Below are 18,108 nucleotides of genomic sequence, written 5' to 3' on the forward strand. Positions count from 1 at the left end.
AAATTACGGTTTCGTTTATTATGATTTGTCTAACAATCGAGGCAACAGTGCAACGGACGATTAAGGGAACGTTGGAATCGTGTCTACCTGGTTCATTGCTTATTGCCTAGCTTGAAGCAGCTCTTTAAGTTCTTTCATCATCGCACGATAAGCATCTGAAGCGACCAGCTTTTGCTGATACGTTGTCCATTCCTCGATGCTCATCGCGCCCATGATCACCTTTGTTTTAATCTGATTCATGCTGTTGTTAAGCTCCACATACTTTTCTTGGTTCAATCGTAATGCCGCCTCCGGGAATGCCGAATCCGCATAACTGACCTTACGCCATTGTTCAACTGAAGCGGCATATAGTTTGTGTACATCTTCGGGCAGTGCATCGAGCACGGCATTATGTTGAAGCAGATCAGGCTGGCCGAACAAGCTGTTAACGGCTGCTTGATCAGCGTCACTCCAACCTTTGAGCTCGCTCCAGCCATCATTTTGAGTTGATTCTATCCCATAGTTCAACCATTCCAGTAGTTGGGCTGGATTTTCTTTGGCCATTGTTGAGATCATGTATGATCCCGATCCTGATGCATTCCAAGGCGCAACAGGGCTGCTGTTAGTATCGGCCTTGAGTAAGCCGAGCGGCAGCCACACCGATTCATCTTTGCTTCGTTCGGCAGCTTGCTCAATGGTTAGCGAACTAATCCCTACATGATCGGCTTCGATTCTGCTTTGCACTTGTTCAGAGTCGATTACAGCGAATTCTGGATCCAGAAGTCTTTCTTTATAAGCATTGGCAAGCCATTGCAACGCCTTCGTATAATGTTCTGTTACGGCATGATCGATAATTGCTCCGTTCTTGATGCTGAAGCGTTCGGGACTTCCAGTAAAGACATGTTCTACCCAATCGAGGGAATGATCACCGATGGTGGTTCCGATCAGTCCATAGGTATCCTTGATCAGATTGTTATCCGGATCGTTATTCGCAAATGCTTTCATCACAGCATATAGTTCATCCATCGTTGTAGGTATGGCTAAACCAAGCTTGCTCAGCCAATCTTGCCGGATGGCGGGAAAAGCTGCGTGATTCGGATCGCTTAGACGGGGAATCATGTAAGGCTCACCATAAACATCGCGCGCTCCAGCACCATCCTCTGCAAGTTGAAGTAGTAGCGGATAATCAGCAATTACTGATTTAGGATTCACGGCGAAGCTTCTCATTAATTCATCCGAAAAGGCATAAGGATCGTTTAACAACATCAATGAAGGCATATCGCCTGCGGCAATCATAACCATGGACTTCTGCTTATAAAATTCTGGTCCAACCCAACTGACCTCGGCATCTAGCTTAAACTTGTTCTTTAACTCCTCTAGTAATACAGTTGGCGTCTCTACCTCTGATGTGGGCACCATGGTCATGACTCGGAATTGGGGGAGAACGAATGGGTCAGTTACAACTGCGAGTCGATTGTTAGGGATCCATTCGACCTTAAAGCCGATTGATTCGACGGTGGCGCGTAAAGGAATCCATAATTTATCATCAGCAATATACGCTTCTGTGCCGCCTGCAACCGTCTCGCCGCCAGTTTGGAATTGGGATTGACCATCAACAAATAATAACTCAGGTCGAGAATTTCCTGGTTTTTTTGCGTGTAATGAACGGTCTGTCGCGTCCCAGGTCAAGATGTAACCAAGTCCGACCAACATCTCTCGAGCTGGAACCATCATGATATTATCTTTAAGTCTGGGTTGTTCGCTCAAACCAATTGAAGGATTATGGAATTCAACGTAAACGCCCTTGTTCCATTGCTCCAATTGTTCGATAAGTGACGGAGATAATGAGGTGGTAGGCATATCCTGTGCATGGAGGCTTGTACTGCCAAAGGTCGAGAAGGTCAGTGCAATAATCGTTAATCCCGCAATGCTGCTGTGCATTTTAATCCGTTTGCGATTCATAGATATCCTCGCTTTCATATGTAATATATTAAATAACGCTTCAAATGGAAAATAGTTGCATTGGATTTGGGGAAAGCTGGAATTTATCTTCGTGTGCTATAATCTACAAACGATCAAATCGATGGAGGGTACTACATTGCAAGAACTGAAAGCTGAACGACTAAGACTTCGAATGGCAGACGAAACACGGGCAGTACAAGTATTGGAGTATTTTGTGAGGAATCAAGCTTTTTTGACGGAGTGGGAAGTGAAGCGGGACCGAAGCTACTATACGATCGAGGCACAAGAGATGCTGCTTAGGCAGGACATGGATTTGATGGCTGCCGGGTTACAATACAAATTTTGGATGTATAAGCATGATGACCCAAATCGAATTATCGGATCGGTCACGTTAAGTAATATTGTTAAAGGTGCTTTCTTAAATAGCACGTTAGGATATAGGCTCGATGAGCAGGAGAGGAATCAGGGGTATATGACGGAAGCATTAAAGGTTTTGATCCAATTTGCTTTCGAGGGATTGGGATTGCACCGAATCGAAGCCAATATTATGCCGCGAAATGTGGTTTCCCGTAGAGTTGTGGAGAAACTTGGGTTCCGAAACGAGGGACTGGCGATACGATATTTGCGAATTAACGGGAAGTGGGAGGACCATATTCATATGGTTCTGTTGAATGAGGCGTTGGAATAAAGGTGGCCTCCCAGACTCAGACTGACTTAATTGTCGTATGGTTAGGATTGTTCCAAGAGCTTGCGGAATGAAGCGTCGAGTGTATCTTGGTCGGTTGAACCAATGATCGCATCTGTGACCTTACCATCGGTATTGACGAAATACAGCGCAGGGAATCCATCTCCGCCGAACGAGGCATAAATATCACCGCTTGTATCCAACAGAATGGGATATTCAAGCGAATGACGATCTACGTAGCTTCTAACCTCCGATAGGTCATCGCGATTCGTGATGTTGATACCAATGAGATTTAGTTTATCTTTGTACTTACTGTGCAAGGCTGCCATCTTGGGGGCATCTTCGTTGCAATAGGTGCACCATGAAGTGAACAAGGATACGACGGTTGGTTTGTCTGCGAAATCGACCGTTACCAGCTCATTCGAGCGCAGCTCGTTTAATTGTATCCCGGTTGCTTCTATTGCTGCAGGACGTTCGCCGTCATTGCTCAAGCCAACATATGCGAATATGGCGATAGCTGCTGCCGCGATGGATAGGGTAAGCCATTTCTCTCCACGTTTCAATTCTGTTCATCCTCTCCGAAAGTTCCGAATGATCCAACGGATTCATTATACGATAGTTGGGATCATTATCCAAACCTAGGCAGTACGTTTTATGTCAAAAAATAAGGAACACCTTGTCCATTCCTAACCAAAATCGGTTATAATGTTGAAGGATAGATTATCGTAGAAAGTGGGAGCAGCATGGGTCGTAAATGGAATAACATCAAAGAAAAGAAAGCATCCAAAGATGCTAATACGAGTCGGGTATATGCGAAATTCGGAGTTGAAATCTACGTTGCAGCCAAAAAAGGCGAACCGGATCCGGAATCCAATCGTGCATTGAAGGTCGTGCTGGAACGTGCCAAAACGTATAATGTTCCTAAAGCTATTATCGACCGTGCGCTTGATAAAGCAAAAGGAAGCGCGGACGAGAATTACCAAGAGCTGAGATACGAAGGGTTCGGCCCCAACGGTTCCATGGTTATCGTCGATACATTAACGAATAACGTTAACCGTACAGCGCCAGCTGTGCGCGCCGCCTTTAACAAACAAGGCGGAAGTATGGGTGTCAGCGGTTCGGTTTCTTATATGTTCGATGCAACTGCTGTATTCGGTGTAAGCGGGAAGTCATTAGACGAGGTCATGGAGATTATGCTCGAGGCAGATGCCGATGTTCGTGATATTCTCGAAGAAGACGATTCCGTTATCGTTTACGCTGAGCCAGACCAATTCCATAACGTCCAAGAAGCCTTCAAGAAAGCAGGCGTCATGGAGTTTACTGTGGCTGAGCTTACGATGCTGGCTCAAAATTATGTGGAATTACCGGAAGGCGAAGCACAAACACAATTCGAAAAGCTGATCGACGCGCTCGAGGATTTGGAAGATGTGCAGCAAGTTTATCATAATGTAGAGCAAGAAGATTAGGTTACTGAAAGCCGCGAGCAATCGCGGCTTTTTCTTAAAATATAGAAGAAAGTACCGGAATCTCATATTTATTGTCTCAACATGAAGGGAGAGCGTGTGATATGGATCTTAGATATCCAATTGGAACTTTTACATTCGAAGGCGAGATTAATTCAGCACAGCGGGAGAAATGGATTCAGGAAATCAGTGATTTGCCCGCCTTAATCCGTGAGGCAACGAATCGATTATCCGAGGAACAACTTCAAACCCCGTATCGAGATGGCGGATGGACAGTGAGACAAGTTGTTCATCATATTGCCGATAGTCACATGAATAGTTTGATGCGCTTTAAGCTCGCACTAACGGAACAACATCCGACCATTCGTCCTTATGATGAAACAAGTTGGGCGGAGCTTGCAGACTCAGTTGAAGAGCCTATCGAAACCTCGCTTGATTTCATTACCTCCTTGCACCGAAAGTGGGTAACATTGCTTCGTTCTATGAATAATGAACAATTCGCAAGGACGTTCTACCATCCCGGCAGGGGTGAAAGCAATGCCCTGGATCGAAGCGTCGGGATGTATGCATGGCATGGTAACCATCATCTTGCACATATTACAAGTCTCACATCACGAATGGGATGGAAGGAGTAAACATGATGGACAATGCGATTCAACCATACATAGACGATTTGATGTCTGGCGACAAAGGACGCCGAACTGAAGCCTACTTGACACTGTTGGCTATGACTGAGAAGCCGGTGCCTTGGGCGTATGAGGTATGGGATTTGTTGAGGTCTATCTTGACTAACAAGGATAACCATCTCCGTTCCATTGGCGCCCAGTTGTTGTGCAGTCTAGCCATCAGCGATCCTGACAAGCGGATCATGGAAGATATTGCGGCTATCATGGAAATCACACGAGATCCGATGTTTGTGACTGCAAGGCATACGATCCAAAACTTATGGAAGATCGGCCGCGCCGGAGAAGAGCAATTGCAGATGATACTGGACGTAGTCAGTCACCGATTCGAAAGCTCAGAAGGCGAAAAAAACTACACGCTTATTCGATACGATTTGATCGTCGGATTGCGTAAGCTATATGATGAGGTCCCGAATGCAGCTATCAAGGATCGAGCGCTCTCACTGATCGAGCTTGAATCCGATCCCAAATACAAGAAAAAATATGCTACGGAATGGCGAAGATAGGCTGTTACTGAAGCTATATCAAAAATGTGGATTTAGAATTCCTGGAATTGATCATGATTTTTTTGAAGGAAGAATTTTGATCAATGTTCTAAAGAGGATGGAGCCAATGATATTAGTGTCTGAGATTCGAGAGTTTGTTATGAAGCTTCCAGAATCACTTGAAGTCGAACATTGGGGAAAACCATCATTCCGATTAAAAAATAAGATTTTTGCTGTCATCCAAGAAGATGAAGTGACGTTAACGATAAAAACAACAGCTGATGAACGCGAAATATATACCCAACTAGAGCCTCAGATCTTTCGAGTACCTGAGACATTTTCAAATTTGAATTATATGCATGTAAATATGAATCGGATAGATCCAGAAGAAGCAAAATCATTGCTTATAAAGGCATGGAAAAGTGTGGCGACAAAGAAACTAATAAAGGAATTTGAAGAGAAGTTCGGAGGAGACCACCACATCACATAATGCGATAAAGATAACTGGAATCCATTCAAAGCCGTCAAGTAAAAAACAAAAAGGACGATAAATATGATACTTGAAGTCGCAATGCTCCAAGTAAGGCCTGGAATGGCAAACGAATTCGAACATAACTTCATGTTAGCCTCCAGGATTATTTCAAAGATGAAGGGCTACCTGAAACATGAATTGCAAAGATGTTTAGAAGACAAGAACAAGTACATATTGTTAGTACAATGGGAAACACTTGAGGATCATACGATTGGATTTAGAGAATCAGAAGAATATAAAGAATGGAAACAATTGTTACACCATTTTTATGACCCCTTTCCGACAGTGGAACATTTCGAAATGATTGGATTTACAGAAAAAAGCACAGTTATCGAAACTACTATAAAGAGAAACTTACCCAATCATTAGTTTGTGTCTCGCAGTAGGTAAGGACTGCGGATAACACATTGCATCAGGATGTTGCCTATCCTATAAGAGGGTTAGTTATACTCGCATCTAAACGACATTTCATTTATACATAAGATTCGATTGGAACAAAGACTGAGACTTGGCATCTATGGATGGTTCCAAGATACTAGTGGTCGAAACCATTTGGAAACTAATGGATAAGCGTAAGTTGGCGAAATTCCGCTAATTTGCGCTTTTTGTCCCAAGTGGAAGCATAGTTTCTTTGTTCGTTTTGCTTGACTTCGGCATATCTTTCGAAACCGCATGCTGAGGTTTACGTAGAGGATGTCAAGGTTATGTTCAACTAACAAGGAGGCGTTACGAATGAAAAAGAAGGGACTCGCGGTCATATTGGCCGTTACATTATTGCTTGCTCAAGGTTGTGGGATTCTGGAAGGTGTCGGACAAACGGTCAACTTCGCAACAGAAACGACAACGTATATGGACGAGCTCAAGACCTTTGGACAGGACATGAACGGTTTAGCTGAACAAGCGATAGCTGATGTCGACGCTAGAACAGATTTGAAGGAACGTATAGTTGCGTTGAAGGAACAGATCGTGCAATATGCAGATTTGACGGTTCCGGATTATGCTAAGGAGCTTCATGCTTCGATCGTACAATATAACGAGACGCTTCAAGGCAGCTTGGATCAGGCGCTTACCAATATTGAGCAGGGACGAGCGGCGTTTGATGCAACCGGCATACCGGACACGATCGGGAAGATTAACGAACTGCTGACGCAGATTGGCTCTTTGGCACCTTAATGTTTCGAGTCCATTGTTGCACTAGGTCGATTAGCGCGTTACAATAAGCGATGGAATAAGATCCACTAATTCGGCAAGGAGAGTGCAACAGCGTTTGTCAGCTCAGAATCGTACATCAGATTTGCTATCTTCGAACTATCGTTTAGCAGCATTGCTGCTTGTTGTCGTCATTGCGGGAATGAGCCAAGGCATGCTGCTTCCTTTATTATCGATCTTATTAGAACGTTCCGGCATTTCGCCCGAACTCAACGGCTTTAACTCTGCGGCTATGTACATCGGCATATTTGGCACGATGTTTCTGATCGAGAAGCCGGTCGTTCGGTTCGGTTACAAAAGGGTGATCGTATCAGGCATTGTCCTCGTTACGATCTCCACACTCCTGTTTCCGCTTACACATTCGTTAGCGGCATGGTTTGTGCTCCGGATGCTTGTTGGCATCGGAGATAGCGCGCTTCATTTTGCCACACAGCTATGGATCGTCAGTGCCAGTCCAGCGGACAAACGCGGGAGAACGATTTCGTTGTATGGTATGGCATACGGAATAGGCTTCAGCATTGGTCCGCTTGGCATCAATCTGCTCCCTTATGGCGAAGCGCTGCCATTTGTGGCTAGCAGTTTGTTTTTTGTTATCGTATTATTGCTCGTATCGCGAATAAGTAATGATTGGCCGGAGAAAGCTGCTCAGGATGCATCGGCTCAGAATCGGTATGCTCGCACGTACAGACTAGCATGGTTTATCCTGATTCCTGGTCTGCTATACGGCTTAATGGAATCTTCGATGAACAGCAGCTTCCCGCTGTACGCGCTCCGCATCCAGCTAGATCAGCATTGGATCTCCTTATTGTTGCTCGCATTCGGTATCGGAAGCCTGTTGCTTCAGTTGCCGCTTGGTATTTGGAGCGATAAGATTGGCCGCAAACCGGTATTAATCGGATGCGGTTTTGTTGGCGCAGGTGCTTTTCTGACAGTCCCATATGCTGGGGACAATCTTATGTTGCTGTTCATATTGTTTGCTGTGGCAGGAGGAGTTGTCGGTTCGTTTTTCTCTCTTGGATTAGCTTATGCCGCTGATATATTGCCGCGAAGCATATTACCTGCAGCCAATGTGATCGCATCCATCCATTTCAGTATAGGCAGCATAATGGGGCCAACGTTTGGAGGCCTAGGTCTCCGTTACGTTTCATCCGACAGTATATTCTATTTTTTAGGTTTGGCATTCCTTGTTTTCGCGATTAGCGGATTCGGATTCCGGCCAAGCGTTCAAGCCAAGGAATTATCCTGATTTCCGCCAACTTTGGGATTGTATTTGAACAGATGAGGTGCGCAACATGCAGATTCAAATCGGATTAATAGGTTCCGAATTTATAGTCGATCGGACGCTGGCGGTACTCAAGTCGTTCCCTACTTTCGCGCCAGTATCAAGAATCATCGATGATGATAACGAGATTCCAGAAGCAGCATCCCAGCTAAGTCGCGAAGTCGAAGTTCTGCTGCTCCCTGGACCCCATGCACATCGATTGGTTAAGGAGACTTTGCCGCCTACAATTCCTGTTCATTATTTGCCCTTAACAGGAGCTGGGTTATATAAGGCGATCTTCAAAGCGATGCGATCCGGTAACCTGGAGGGCGGTATATCGATCGATACGCTGACCCGCAACATTGTGTTTCGTACGTTAAAGGATTTAGGCATCGGTGATACGAAGCTTGTTGTCTATGACGGTCCGGCCTATGATGGACCTAATAAGCTGGTAACCTTCCATCAACGTAATGTCAACGAGGGACTGTGTTCGATCGCTTTGACCGGCACGAGACAAGTGGCTGATCAGCTCTCAGCCTTACAGATCCCAAACGAGTGGTTATTGCCATCCGAGCAGGATATAATTGTTACGCTGGAGAGAGCATTGTTATCGACGGAATCGCGCCGAAGTAAGGAATCGCAAATCGTGGTGGGCATGATCAAGGTGGATGACTTCGGTAAGCTTGTCATGCAGAGGCATAATGAACATGAGGTACAGAAGCTGAAATTGGATATTCACAGAATGGTGCTCGGCTATGTCGAATCGCTTGATGGATATTCGATGTCGGCTGGCGGCGATGAATTTTTGTTCTGTACGACAAGGGGCATCTTCGAGCGGGAAACGAGCGGTTACAAAACCATTCCGCTTGCGAAGGACGCCAACAAGAGCTTCGGTATCACATTAAGCGTCGGAATCGGCTTCGGTTTAACGGCCAATGAAGCTGGAACAAATGCACGTACGGCGCTTCGCAAGTCACGAGAGGTTGGCGGTAATACCGGATTTATCGTTAGGGAGGACGCAACGGTCATTGGACCGCTTGAGATGTCTGATCCTGTCCAATCCGTTCTTGCCCCGACGGAGCCTGCATTAATCCGTAAGGCTGAAGAGGCCGGCATGACCAGCGCTTATCTGAGTCGATTATTAGCCAATATGGCGAAGTTCGGCAAGTACGAATACAAGGTTCACGATCTGGCTGCGACGCTTGGTATATCTGTGCGCAGTGCACACCGGCTCATTCTGTTATGGACGGATAACGGGTTAGTCGAAATCTCTGGAGTCGAGAAGGTTCCGAAGGGCCGACCTCGCCAAATATTCCGGTTTCCGTTCTTGACCTCTTCAGAAAGCTTTAATTCATAAAGGGATATGATTGGACAAGTCGTAATGAACAATTGCGATTGTCCTTTTTTATTGCTTATTTAACGACAATTAATAGACTTGTCTTTATATAATGCGAGCATTTATGATAAAAGTAATTACTCGATAGGAGGTCATCAGATCTATGAAATCAGTAGCAGAATTGGAAGCAAAGCTGGCAGAACCATCCGAGGCATTGATACAGGATTTGTCGAAAATGGACGGCGATATTATTTTGTTAGGCGTAGGCGGTAAGATGGGTCCAAGTCTTGCGAGACTGGCAATGAACGCAATCCGCGAAGGCGGTATGAACAAACAGGTTATCGGCGTGTCCCGGTTCTCGAATCAAGAGGCGAGACGTGAGCTTGAGGACTTCGGCGTGAAGACGATCTCAAGCGAGCTGCTGGATCAAGAGTCATTGTTTTCGCTGCCGGATGCGGCGAATGTTATTTATATGGCGGGCAACAAATTCGGAACGACTGGCAACGAACATTTCACATGGGCGATGAATACGTACCTGCCGGGACGTGTGGCAGAGAAATTTAAAGACTCACGTATCGTTGTGTTCTCCTCCGGAAATATCTATCCATTCAAACCGGTCAGCAGCGGCGGAGCAACCGAACAGGTAGCGCCAGAGCCAATCGGAGAATACGCGCAATCTACACTGGGAAGAGAGAGAATCTTCGAATACCACTCGCATAAGAATGGAACGCCAATGGCGATGTATCGCCTTAACTATGCGATCGACATGCGTTACGGCGTGTTGCTAGAGCTGGCAAGAGCGATCTCGGAGAACCGTTCAATCGACCTGACGATGGGATTCGCTAACGTAATCTGGCAAGGAGATGCCAATACAATGGCGCTAAGATGTTTGAACCAATGCAGCAGCCCGCCATCCATCATTAATATTACGGGACCAGAAACATTATCGATCCGCTGGGCTGCCAATGAACTCGCGAAGCGTCTTGGCAAGGAAGCGATCTTCGAAGGTACGGAGTCCGATACGGCTTTGCTTAACAATGCATCCAAGTCGCATCAATTGTTCGGTTACCCGCGTGTGTCGCTCTTGCAGTTGATTGACTGGACGGCAGATTGGGTGCAGCAAGGTGGGGCAACTTGGAACAAACCGACCCACTTCCAAGAACGAAAGGGGAAATTCTAATGGCAGCGAACACATTGTCGCAAGAGCTCAAGCAAGCGCTGCATGACGGACTTGTAATCCCGGCTCATCCTCTTGCGTTGGATGAAAACCGTAAATTGGACGAAAAGTATCAAAGAGCTTTATCACGTTATTATATGGCTTCAGGCGCAGGAGGTATTGCGGTAGGCGTTCACTCCACGCAATTCGAAATTCGCGAGCCGCAGCATAATCTATTCGAGACAGTGCTACGGATGGCTGCGGAGGAAGTGGATAAAGCGAAGCTGGATCGACCATTCATCAAGGTAGCAGGTGTGTGCGGCCCAACAGAACAAGCTGTTTCTGAGGCGAATCTCGCGCTTTCGCTTGGCTATGACGCTGCTCTGCTAAGCATGGGCGGACTTAAAGATTGGAGCGAGGCTGACATTCTGAAACGGACAGAACGTATCGCAGAAATAATGCCGGTTATCGGCTTTTATCTGCAGCCTTCTGTTGGCGGTCGAATTTTCAGTTATGAGTTCTGGCGCGCATTTGCCGAAATACCTAACATTGTCGCGATCAAGATGGCTCCGTTCAATCGTTATCAAACCATAGATGTTGTAAGAGCGGTGTGTGCTTCCTCGCGAAGAGATGAAATCGCGTTATATACCGGCAATGATGACAACATCGTAACTGATTTGCTAACCACATACCGATTCAAGATCGACGGCGAGATCGTCGAGAAAGGTATCATCGGCGGTTTACTGGGACACTGGGCAGTATGGACGAACAAAGCTGTCGAGCTACTCGAAGAGATCAAAACGGCTCGTAAAGAAGGTACGATCAGCAGTGAGTGGTTGACGCGCAATATCGAGGTTACGGATAGCAATGCGGCATTCTTTGATCCTGCGCATCACTTTGAAGGTTGTATTCCGGGGATTCATGAAGTATTGCGCAGACAAGGTTTGTTGCGCGGAACTTGGTGCCTCAATCCGGATGAAAAGTTGTCCCCGGGGCAATCGGAAGAGATCGACCGCGTATATGACCAATATCCTCACTTGCATGATGACGAGTTCGTAAAGGCGAATCTCGAGAAGTGGTTGGCGAACGACTAGATAAAGGGAACGACGGAGGGGACATCATTTGCGATTTAAGGACGTGTTTTCGATTATCGGACCGAGTATGATTGGCCCTTCCAGCTCCCATACCGCCGGTGCTGTCCGGCTTGGTCGATGCGCTAGGCAAGCACTCGCTGCATTTCCAACGGAAGCAGAGATTCGTTTCTACGGTTCCTTTGCCGATACGTATGTTGGCCATGGTACTGATCTCGCTATTGTTGCGGGCATATTGGATCTTGATACAGACGATTCTCGTATCCGCCATTCCATTGCATTAGCTGAACAATTGGGTATTGAAGTGAAGTTCATCCCCATGACAAGACCTGCAAACCATCCTAATACGGCTGCTATTACGCTGCGAGGAGAAGGAAAAACGATTGTGTTGACAGGCTGCTCCATTGGAGGCGGAAATATCGAAATCGTGAATGTGAACGGATTCGATGTCAAATTTACGGCAAACTATCCAACGTTGTTGATCTACCACAAGGATCGACCTGGCATGGTGGCGGAAATATCTGATATCGCACGGCAAGCGGGCATCAATATTAGCTACATGGAAGTCGATCGTAAGATGCGTAATGGTGAGGCGTTAACCGTCATTGAAAGTGATGAACGGCTGATGCCGGATGCGAAAGAACGGCTCGAGGCGCTATCTGACGTTAGCGTAGTCAATATTATTGATCTGATGAGCAAGGAGGTTATGCCATGAGATTCTCCACTTTGGAGGGGCTGAAGGAGTTATGCCGAACAGAATCCCTTACGATTGGTCGATTGATGGTCATCGAGCAGGCAATGGAAACCGGCAGCAGCGAAGCAGTCATTATACAACAGATGACATCCTATTACGGTGTAATGAAAGAAGCCGTACGCAAAGGTCTGGAGGAGGACACGACTTCTAGGAGCGGATTAACCGGCGGAGATGCGAAACGAGTGATGACCCATATCACTGGAACCAGCATGCCAGCACTTGGTGAGTCGGCGTGCACCGCAATGGCATATGCACTGGCCGTTTCCGAGGTTAATGCTTCGATGGGCCGAGTGATTGCGACTCCGACTGCAGGCTCTTGCGGCATTATTCCTGGCGTGTTCGTCAGTACACAAGAAAGGTTCGGCTGGAGCGACGAGCATATGGTGTACGGATTGTTCGCAGCTGGGGCGATCGGATATGTCATTGCCAACAACTCGTTCGTATCTGGTGCAGAAGGCGGCTGCCAAGCGGAAGTAGGCTCCGCAATCGGTATGGCCGCTGGTGCACTGACGGAGCTTCGTGGGGGAACGCCTGAGCAATCCGTTCATGCGGTCGGGCTAGCGCTCAAAAATTCACTTGGTCTCATCTGCGATCCCGTTGGAGGGCTGGTAGAAATCCCTTGTATCGTGCGTAACGGCTTTGGATCGGTAACAGCGCTCGCCGCATCGGATATGGCTCTTGCCGGTGTACGCAGCGTTATCCCGTCGGATGAAGTCATTGATGTGATGTTGGAAGTTGGGGCTGCCATGCCGGAGAAACACCGGGAGACCGCTAAAGGCGGGCTTGCTCAAACACCTACCGGCCGTAAAATTATGAATCAGTTATACGGCAAGGGAGGGGACAAAAAGGGATGAGTCCTATCCAAACACATTCTGGCTTTCATGAACAGGCCTCCGCACTACTCCCTGCGTTGACCGAATGGCGAAGAGAGCTCCATCTGAATCCGGAGCTTAGCTTCGAAGAGTCAGAGACTGCAGCAATGGTGGCGAGGGAACTGAAACGACTTGGCGTCTCGTATCGGACTGGTGTCGGAGGTCATGGTATCGTAGCGGAAATTACCGGAAATGTAGACGGTCCGGTCATTGCTTTGCGTGCCGACATGGATGCGCTGCCGATCGAAGAAGAGACTGACCTGACTTTTGCCTCACAGCGTCCAGGACTCATGCATGCCTGTGGACATGATGCGCACACGGCTATGTTGATTGGTGCTGCTGAGCTGTTAAAGGGTATGAATAATCGAAATCCTTTGCCCGGAACAGTGAGATTGCTCTTCCAGCCTGCTGAAGAAGTAAACGCTGGAGCGAAGGCCATGATCAACGACGGAGCACTGCAAGGCGTGGATGAAATATTTGGTCTGCATAATTTGCCGACCTTGTCTGCCGGCAAAGTCGCAACGAGACGCGGTCCCCTTATGGGCTCCGTTGATCGGATCGAAATTACGCTCGAAGGCAGAGGCGGACATGGCGCAATCCCAGAACAGACAGTTGACCCTATCGTCTGTGCTGCCGCCATTATACAATCGCTCCAAAGCATTGTCAGCCGGGAGCTATCTCCGTTTGAGCCGGTAGTAGTCACGATTGGAAGCATGTCCTCGGGCAACGCCAATAACGTCATCCCGCAATATGCCAAGATGACGGGAACCGTTAGAACCTTTAATCCGGATGTGCAATCTGGTCTGCCAGAACGAATCGAACGAATCGTGCATCGCATCGCAGAGGGACATCGCTGCAAGGCGAAGCTTGATTATATCGGGCAAGTGCCTGTTCTGGTTAATCATGACGAGCAGCATCTAGCGATGGAAGGTATTATCGATAATCTAGTTGGCGCGCAAGCAAGAGAGGATGCCAAGCCGACACTCGCCGGCGAAGATTTCTCCGTTTATTTGCACGAAGTGCCGGGCTGCTTCTTCTGGTTAGGATCAGGACCTATCGAGCATGCAGAATCTTCTTATGGTCTTCATCATCCCAAATATACGCTTAATGAGGCGTGTCTGCCTCAAGGAGCCGCGTTGCTTGCGGAAATCGCTTTTCAACGATTACGGACTCTATCGCAGCAAAAATAAAGAGAGCGCTTGGATCCCGTTTCGATCCAAGTGCTCTCTTCGTGTAACCCGTCAATTAGCTTATAAGTAGTATTAAACACGTAGCGTCTTAAGTGCTCCGCTCCATGCAAGAACTTGATCAAGCATCCCGTTGATGTTCGTCAAATGTAGATCGGCTGGCTTAAATGTACCATTATCAAAGTCTGTGAACAATGACAATGCTGGGTGTACACGTACGTCGGCTACGGATAGCTCGCCAAGGATACCGCGCAGATGTTCCGCGGCTCTCGCTCCTCCAACTGAACCGTAACTCACAATGCCCGCAGCCTTGTTGATCCATGGGTCACGTGCAAAGTCGAGGGCATTCTTAAGCGCTGCCGTGATACTGTGATTGTATTCGGCTACAATAAACACAAACCCGTCAAGACCCGCAAGCTTGGTATTCCAAGCGGTAGCTTGCTCTGTGGCATCGACCTCGCCGAACATCGGCAACTTGAAATCCGCGATATCCACAACTTCATAATTGGCGTCGCCTCTTTGGTCCGCCACATCCTTCACCCATGCACCTACTTGAGGGCACACGCGTCCTTGTCTTGTGCTTCCGATAATGATACCAATATTTAATCCTGCCATTTTGTTAATCCTCCTTTTGGATGGTGTACTTCAAGCAGACATATTACTTAAACAGAATAACCAATTGACTCATTTTTCAAAAATACTTTTGACCATATACATACAAGAACCACTTCAAAATTCACTCTAGCCAGGCTGCATTCTATCCTTCATAATACGTGTTAAGCATGATGAGCTTTATGAGAGAAGAATGGAGCAATTGGAGGGAATGGCTATCGAACGACTTGATCAATCCAAATTATTTAGACGGACGATGTTGGTCGTCCTATTATCGCAGCTTTTCGGAGGAGCAGGACTTGCGGCAGGCGTAACAGTTGGTGCTTTGCTTGCAGAAGATATGCTCGGGACGGCCAGTTATGCGGGTCTGCCAACTGCCTTGTTGACGCTTGGTTCAGCATTAACTGCGTTTCTAATAGGCAGGTTTACACAACGATTTGGTCGTCGGCCAGGTTTAGTTATCGGCTTCATGGCTGGGGGTATCGGTGCGCTTGGGGTTATCTGGTCCGCGGTAAATGAAAATGTAATTGTTTTGTTTATTTCTTTATTTATCTATGGCGCTGGCACAGCGACTAACCTATTGGCACGATATGCTGGCACGGATTTGGCGAAACCTAATCAGAGGGCAACAGCTGTCAGTATGGCGATGGTATCCACAACCTTCGGTGCTGTGGCTGGTCCCAACCTCGTCGAAGTGATGGGCAAAGTGGCGGAATCAGCAGGCATACCGAAGCTCGCAGGCCCCTTTATCCTTGGCGCCGCCGCTTTTTTGCTCGCTGGAATAATCGTATTTGTTATGCTTCGTCCTGATCCATTCTTTGCTGCTCGAACGATTGCAGAGCAAAATAAAGCAAACGGAATGGGTAACGGATCAGATTTGCTGACGGTTGTGAATAAACGTGGTCTGGCAGCAGGAGCAACTGTCATGCTGCTAACTCAGATGGTCATGGTCGCTATTATGACTATGACACCTGTGCATATGAAACATCATGGACATGGTTTGTCCGAGGTTGGAATCGTAATCGGGATCCATGTCGGTTCGATGTTCTTGCCCTCGTTATTTACCGGCATGTTAATTGACAAAATCGGGAGAATGCGTATGGCATCCGCCGCAGGAATCGTATTATTAGCTGCAGGAGTGCTTGGCGCTCTCGGATCAGGCGACTCTATGCCGATTCTCATAACGGCACTTGCACTTCTAGGTCTCGGCTGGAACCTCGGCTTGATTAGTGGAACAACGCTCATCGTTGATGCTGCTCCGCTGAATGTACGCGCCAAGATTCAAGGGAATATCGATGTACTCGTCGCACTTGCAGGAGCCTCGGGAGGCGCATTATCTGGTGTAGTCGTCGATTACTCCAGTTACGCATCGTTGTCGCTCACAGGCGGACTACTGTCGTTATTGTTAATCCCCGTATTGTTATGGTCCAGTTCGAGATCGAAGTCGACCGTTACTGTAGATAAGGGCATTTCTACAGGAAATTAATGAGGTTAATGATTACTCGAAGCTACTGCTCCGAGTAGGTGAATCCTGGATGTCTAACAACCGGTTGCTTCATTTTGTTGAGCTTGGCTATGAATTCGGGGGAAACGTTGAGATTGGATTCGACTAGGTGATGAGGGGTTAAGGCCATCCATTGATTAAGCGAAACATCTTCGAAGCGATCGCTCTTGAATATCTCCAGAAACCATAACGATTCTGTCCCCGTATTCTGGACATAGTGCCCGAAGGCAAAGGGAACATATCCAACATCGCCCGCTCGTACATCATACGTGCGGGCATTACCTTCTCCGCCAAAAACCGTCATCCGACCTTGGCCTGTCAAATAATATTGCCATTCATCATTGTTCGGGTGCCAATGCAGCTCGCGCATGCCGCCGGGTTCGATCTCGACGAGCGCTGCTGCCACCGACTTTGCAATACGAAAGACAGTGGAGTCGACGATTCGCACGCTGCCGCCTGGCAATTTGACTGGCGGCTGCGCGAGCATCCTGTAAGCAAAAGGAAGTGGTACATCACCATTAGGTGATTGCACAGCTGTGGATGACATGCTGCCAGGCACATCGGTTTGGTATATGTATACTTGTTTATTGGGGATCGTGTCGAAAGCGGACTCTGGCACTCCAAAGTTTGCGGATAGTACTTCTTTGGGCGTATGGGCGAACCAATCGGAGATGGACAGTGTATTCAGATCAGAGAAGCCCCCATCGTCAAACACGAGCAAAAACTCACAACCTTCCTCCAAACCTTGAATGGAATGGGGAATCCCCGGCGGAAAATACCATAGGTCTCCTGGGCCAACATCCGCGATAAAATTTCGTCCATTCTGATCAACAGCTGTAATTCTGGCTCGGCCAATTAACACATAAGACCATTCGGCTTGTTGATGCCAATGGAGCTCGCGAACACCACCAGGCTTCAGGTACATGTTTACGCCTGCAAGCGTAGTGGCGATTGGAAGCTCTCGCTGCGTGATTTCTCTCGACCATCCACCCATATTCAACTGCATATGCGTATCTGAGAAGGAGAAACGCAAATTCGGAAGCAGGCCATTATCAGATTTTGGGGGAACGAGCATATCCGGATTTTGCCGATCTCTCATCACGTCGCGCGGACCTTGATCGATGCCGCCGGCTCCATCGCTACGGATAGGCTGCGGTACTCTTAAGGCTGCATCATTTGGTTGACGATTATTGTCCATAAACATGTTACCTCCTGACGAACATGTCCGTTCGTAATATTGCGGTCGTAACATGGTTATGAGTTGGCGAATCAAATTATCCATAAACAAGAGTAAATGGTTTACATGGCTTACCTTGTTTGTTAGTATAAAAGTCATA

At 47.3% G+C, this 18,108-nt stretch carries 19 protein-coding genes; 15 read left to right on the forward strand and 4 right to left on the reverse strand.

What is annotated here, in order from left to right; all coding sequences use genetic code 11:
• Positions 1 to 99 precede the first annotated feature (99 nt).
• Positions 100 to 1,941 (reverse strand): stalk domain-containing protein, encoded by a 1,842-nt coding sequence (locus ACX1C1_RS19890; RefSeq protein WP_458953896.1) that lies wholly within the window; start codon positions 1,939 to 1,941, stop codon positions 100 to 102.
• Positions 1,942 to 2,077: 136 nt separating this feature from the next.
• Between ACX1C1_RS19890 and ACX1C1_RS19895 the strand changes: the two genes are divergently transcribed.
• The gene (locus ACX1C1_RS19895; protein WP_458953897.1) at positions 2,078 to 2,629 is read left to right on the forward strand and encodes a GNAT family N-acetyltransferase; all 552 of its coding nucleotides are present in this window, start codon (positions 2,078 to 2,080) and stop codon (positions 2,627 to 2,629) included.
• Between the two features lie 41 nt (positions 2,630 to 2,670).
• On the opposite strand, the gene ACX1C1_RS19900 is transcribed toward ACX1C1_RS19895, so the two are convergent.
• A complete protein-coding gene (locus ACX1C1_RS19900; protein WP_458953898.1) occupies positions 2,671 to 3,189 on the reverse strand; it encodes a TlpA family protein disulfide reductase in 519 nt (172 codons plus the stop codon).
• 180 nt (positions 3,190 to 3,369) lie between these two features.
• Here ACX1C1_RS19900 and ACX1C1_RS19905 point away from each other — a divergent pair, with 180 nt between their 5' ends.
• The 13 genes from ACX1C1_RS19905 to ACX1C1_RS19965 all read left to right on the forward strand — a co-directional run bounded on the left by ACX1C1_RS19905 (position 3,370) and on the right by ACX1C1_RS19965 (position 14,658).
• The gene (locus ACX1C1_RS19905) at positions 3,370 to 4,092 is read left to right on the forward strand and encodes a YebC/PmpR family DNA-binding transcriptional regulator (protein WP_458953899.1); all 723 of its coding nucleotides are present in this window, start codon (positions 3,370 to 3,372) and stop codon (positions 4,090 to 4,092) included.
• Positions 4,093 to 4,193: 101 nt separating this feature from the next.
• Positions 4,194 to 4,724 (forward strand): YfiT family bacillithiol transferase, encoded by a 531-nt coding sequence (locus ACX1C1_RS19910; RefSeq protein WP_458953900.1) that lies wholly within the window; start codon positions 4,194 to 4,196, stop codon positions 4,722 to 4,724.
• A gap of 2 nt (positions 4,725 to 4,726) precedes the next feature.
• Entirely contained in the window at positions 4,727 to 5,278 is a 552-nt protein-coding gene (locus ACX1C1_RS19915; protein ID WP_458953901.1) for a hypothetical protein, read from the forward strand.
• A gap of 106 nt (positions 5,279 to 5,384) precedes the next feature.
• Entirely contained in the window at positions 5,385 to 5,747 is a 363-nt protein-coding gene (locus ACX1C1_RS19920; RefSeq protein WP_458953902.1) for an MmcQ/YjbR family DNA-binding protein, read from the forward strand.
• Positions 5,748 to 5,810: 63 nt separating this feature from the next.
• Entirely contained in the window at positions 5,811 to 6,158 is a 348-nt protein-coding gene (locus tag ACX1C1_RS19925; protein ID WP_458953903.1) for an antibiotic biosynthesis monooxygenase family protein, read from the forward strand.
• A 363-nt stretch (positions 6,159 to 6,521) separates the two neighbouring features.
• Positions 6,522 to 6,962 (forward strand): DUF6376 family protein, encoded by a 441-nt coding sequence (locus ACX1C1_RS19930; protein ID WP_458953904.1) that lies wholly within the window; start codon positions 6,522 to 6,524, stop codon positions 6,960 to 6,962.
• Between the two features lie 94 nt (positions 6,963 to 7,056).
• The gene (locus tag ACX1C1_RS19935; protein ID WP_458953905.1) at positions 7,057 to 8,244 is read left to right on the forward strand and encodes an MFS transporter; all 1,188 of its coding nucleotides are present in this window, start codon (positions 7,057 to 7,059) and stop codon (positions 8,242 to 8,244) included.
• Between the two features lie 46 nt (positions 8,245 to 8,290).
• Positions 8,291 to 9,616: a hypothetical protein gene (locus ACX1C1_RS19940; RefSeq protein WP_458953906.1), complete on the forward strand. Its 1,326-nt coding sequence runs from the start codon at positions 8,291 to 8,293 to the stop codon at positions 9,614 to 9,616.
• 142 nt (positions 9,617 to 9,758) lie between these two features.
• Complete coding sequence (locus ACX1C1_RS19945; protein WP_458953907.1) at positions 9,759 to 10,775, forward strand: NAD-dependent epimerase/dehydratase family protein; 1,017 nt, start codon at positions 9,759 to 9,761, stop codon at positions 10,773 to 10,775.
• Positions 10,775 to 11,845 carry a dihydrodipicolinate synthase family protein gene (locus tag ACX1C1_RS19950; protein ID WP_458953908.1) on the forward strand — a complete coding sequence of 357 codons (1,071 nt, stop codon included), beginning with the start codon at positions 10,775 to 10,777 and terminating at the stop codon, positions 11,843 to 11,845. The genes ACX1C1_RS19945 and ACX1C1_RS19950 overlap by 1 nt, the downstream gene beginning before the upstream one ends.
• Before the next feature lie 28 nt (positions 11,846 to 11,873).
• Positions 11,874 to 12,557: an L-serine ammonia-lyase, iron-sulfur-dependent subunit beta gene (sdaAB, locus tag ACX1C1_RS19955; protein WP_458953909.1), complete on the forward strand. Its 684-nt coding sequence runs from the start codon at positions 11,874 to 11,876 to the stop codon at positions 12,555 to 12,557.
• Entirely contained in the window at positions 12,554 to 13,450 is an 897-nt protein-coding gene (gene sdaAA, locus ACX1C1_RS19960; RefSeq protein WP_458953910.1) for an L-serine ammonia-lyase, iron-sulfur-dependent, subunit alpha, read from the forward strand. Before sdaAB ends, sdaAA begins: the two co-directional genes overlap by 4 nt.
• A complete protein-coding gene (locus ACX1C1_RS19965) occupies positions 13,447 to 14,658 on the forward strand; it encodes a M20 metallopeptidase family protein (RefSeq protein WP_458953911.1) in 1,212 nt (403 codons plus the stop codon). The genes sdaAA and ACX1C1_RS19965 overlap by 4 nt, the downstream gene beginning before the upstream one ends.
• 72 nt (positions 14,659 to 14,730) lie before the next feature.
• On the opposite strand, the gene ACX1C1_RS19970 is transcribed toward ACX1C1_RS19965, so the two are convergent.
• Positions 14,731 to 15,270, reverse strand: a complete 540-nt coding sequence (locus tag ACX1C1_RS19970) for an NADPH-dependent FMN reductase (RefSeq protein ID WP_458953912.1) — start codon at positions 15,268 to 15,270, stop codon at positions 14,731 to 14,733.
• A 208-nt stretch (positions 15,271 to 15,478) separates the two neighbouring features.
• Here ACX1C1_RS19970 and ACX1C1_RS19975 point away from each other — a divergent pair, with 208 nt between their 5' ends.
• Positions 15,479 to 16,753 (forward strand): MFS transporter, encoded by a 1,275-nt coding sequence (locus tag ACX1C1_RS19975; protein WP_458953913.1) that lies wholly within the window; start codon positions 15,479 to 15,481, stop codon positions 16,751 to 16,753.
• 22 nt (positions 16,754 to 16,775) lie between these two features.
• On the opposite strand, the gene ACX1C1_RS19980 is transcribed toward ACX1C1_RS19975, so the two are convergent.
• Positions 16,776 to 17,969 (reverse strand): oxalate decarboxylase family bicupin, encoded by a 1,194-nt coding sequence (locus ACX1C1_RS19980; RefSeq protein WP_458953914.1) that lies wholly within the window; start codon positions 17,967 to 17,969, stop codon positions 16,776 to 16,778.
• Positions 17,970 to 18,108 lie beyond the last annotated feature (139 nt).

This window comes from Paenibacillus sp. strain BS8-2, from assembly GCF_054483835.1.

Bases quoted from the DNA above. Each gene is read 5' to 3' on its own strand.
- ACX1C1_RS19920 (WP_458953902.1), top strand. From the start codon at position 5,385: ATGATATTAGTGTCTGAGATTCGAGAGTTTGTTATGAAGCTTCCAGAA.
- ACX1C1_RS19925 (WP_458953903.1), top strand. From the start codon at position 5,811: ATGATACTTGAAGTCGCAATGCTCCAAGTAAGGCCTGGAATGGCAAAC.
- ACX1C1_RS19905 (WP_458953899.1), top strand. From the start codon at position 3,370: ATGGGTCGTAAATGGAATAACATCAAAGAAAAGAAAGCATCCAAAGAT.
- sdaAA (WP_458953910.1), top strand. From the start codon at position 12,554: ATGAGATTCTCCACTTTGGAGGGGCTGAAGGAGTTATGCCGAACAGAA.
- ACX1C1_RS19970 (WP_458953912.1), bottom strand. From the start codon at position 15,270: ATGGCAGGATTAAATATTGGTATCATTATCGGAAGCACAAGACAAGGA.
- ACX1C1_RS19965 (WP_458953911.1), top strand. From the start codon at position 13,447: ATGAGTCCTATCCAAACACATTCTGGCTTTCATGAACAGGCCTCCGCA.
- ACX1C1_RS19975 (WP_458953913.1), top strand. From the start codon at position 15,479: ATGGCTATCGAACGACTTGATCAATCCAAATTATTTAGACGGACGATG.
- ACX1C1_RS19890 (WP_458953896.1), bottom strand. From the start codon at position 1,941: ATGAATCGCAAACGGATTAAAATGCACAGCAGCATTGCGGGATTAACG.
- ACX1C1_RS19930 (WP_458953904.1), top strand. From the start codon at position 6,522: ATGAAAAAGAAGGGACTCGCGGTCATATTGGCCGTTACATTATTGCTT.
- ACX1C1_RS19940 (WP_458953906.1), top strand. From the start codon at position 8,291: ATGCAGATTCAAATCGGATTAATAGGTTCCGAATTTATAGTCGATCGG.
- ACX1C1_RS19945 (WP_458953907.1), top strand. From the start codon at position 9,759: ATGAAATCAGTAGCAGAATTGGAAGCAAAGCTGGCAGAACCATCCGAG.
- ACX1C1_RS19910 (WP_458953900.1), top strand. From the start codon at position 4,194: ATGGATCTTAGATATCCAATTGGAACTTTTACATTCGAAGGCGAGATT.
- ACX1C1_RS19950 (WP_458953908.1), top strand. From the start codon at position 10,775: ATGGCAGCGAACACATTGTCGCAAGAGCTCAAGCAAGCGCTGCATGAC.
- ACX1C1_RS19980 (WP_458953914.1), bottom strand. From the start codon at position 17,969: ATGGACAATAATCGTCAACCAAATGATGCAGCCTTAAGAGTACCGCAG.
- ACX1C1_RS19915 (WP_458953901.1), top strand. From the start codon at position 4,727: ATGATGGACAATGCGATTCAACCATACATAGACGATTTGATGTCTGGC.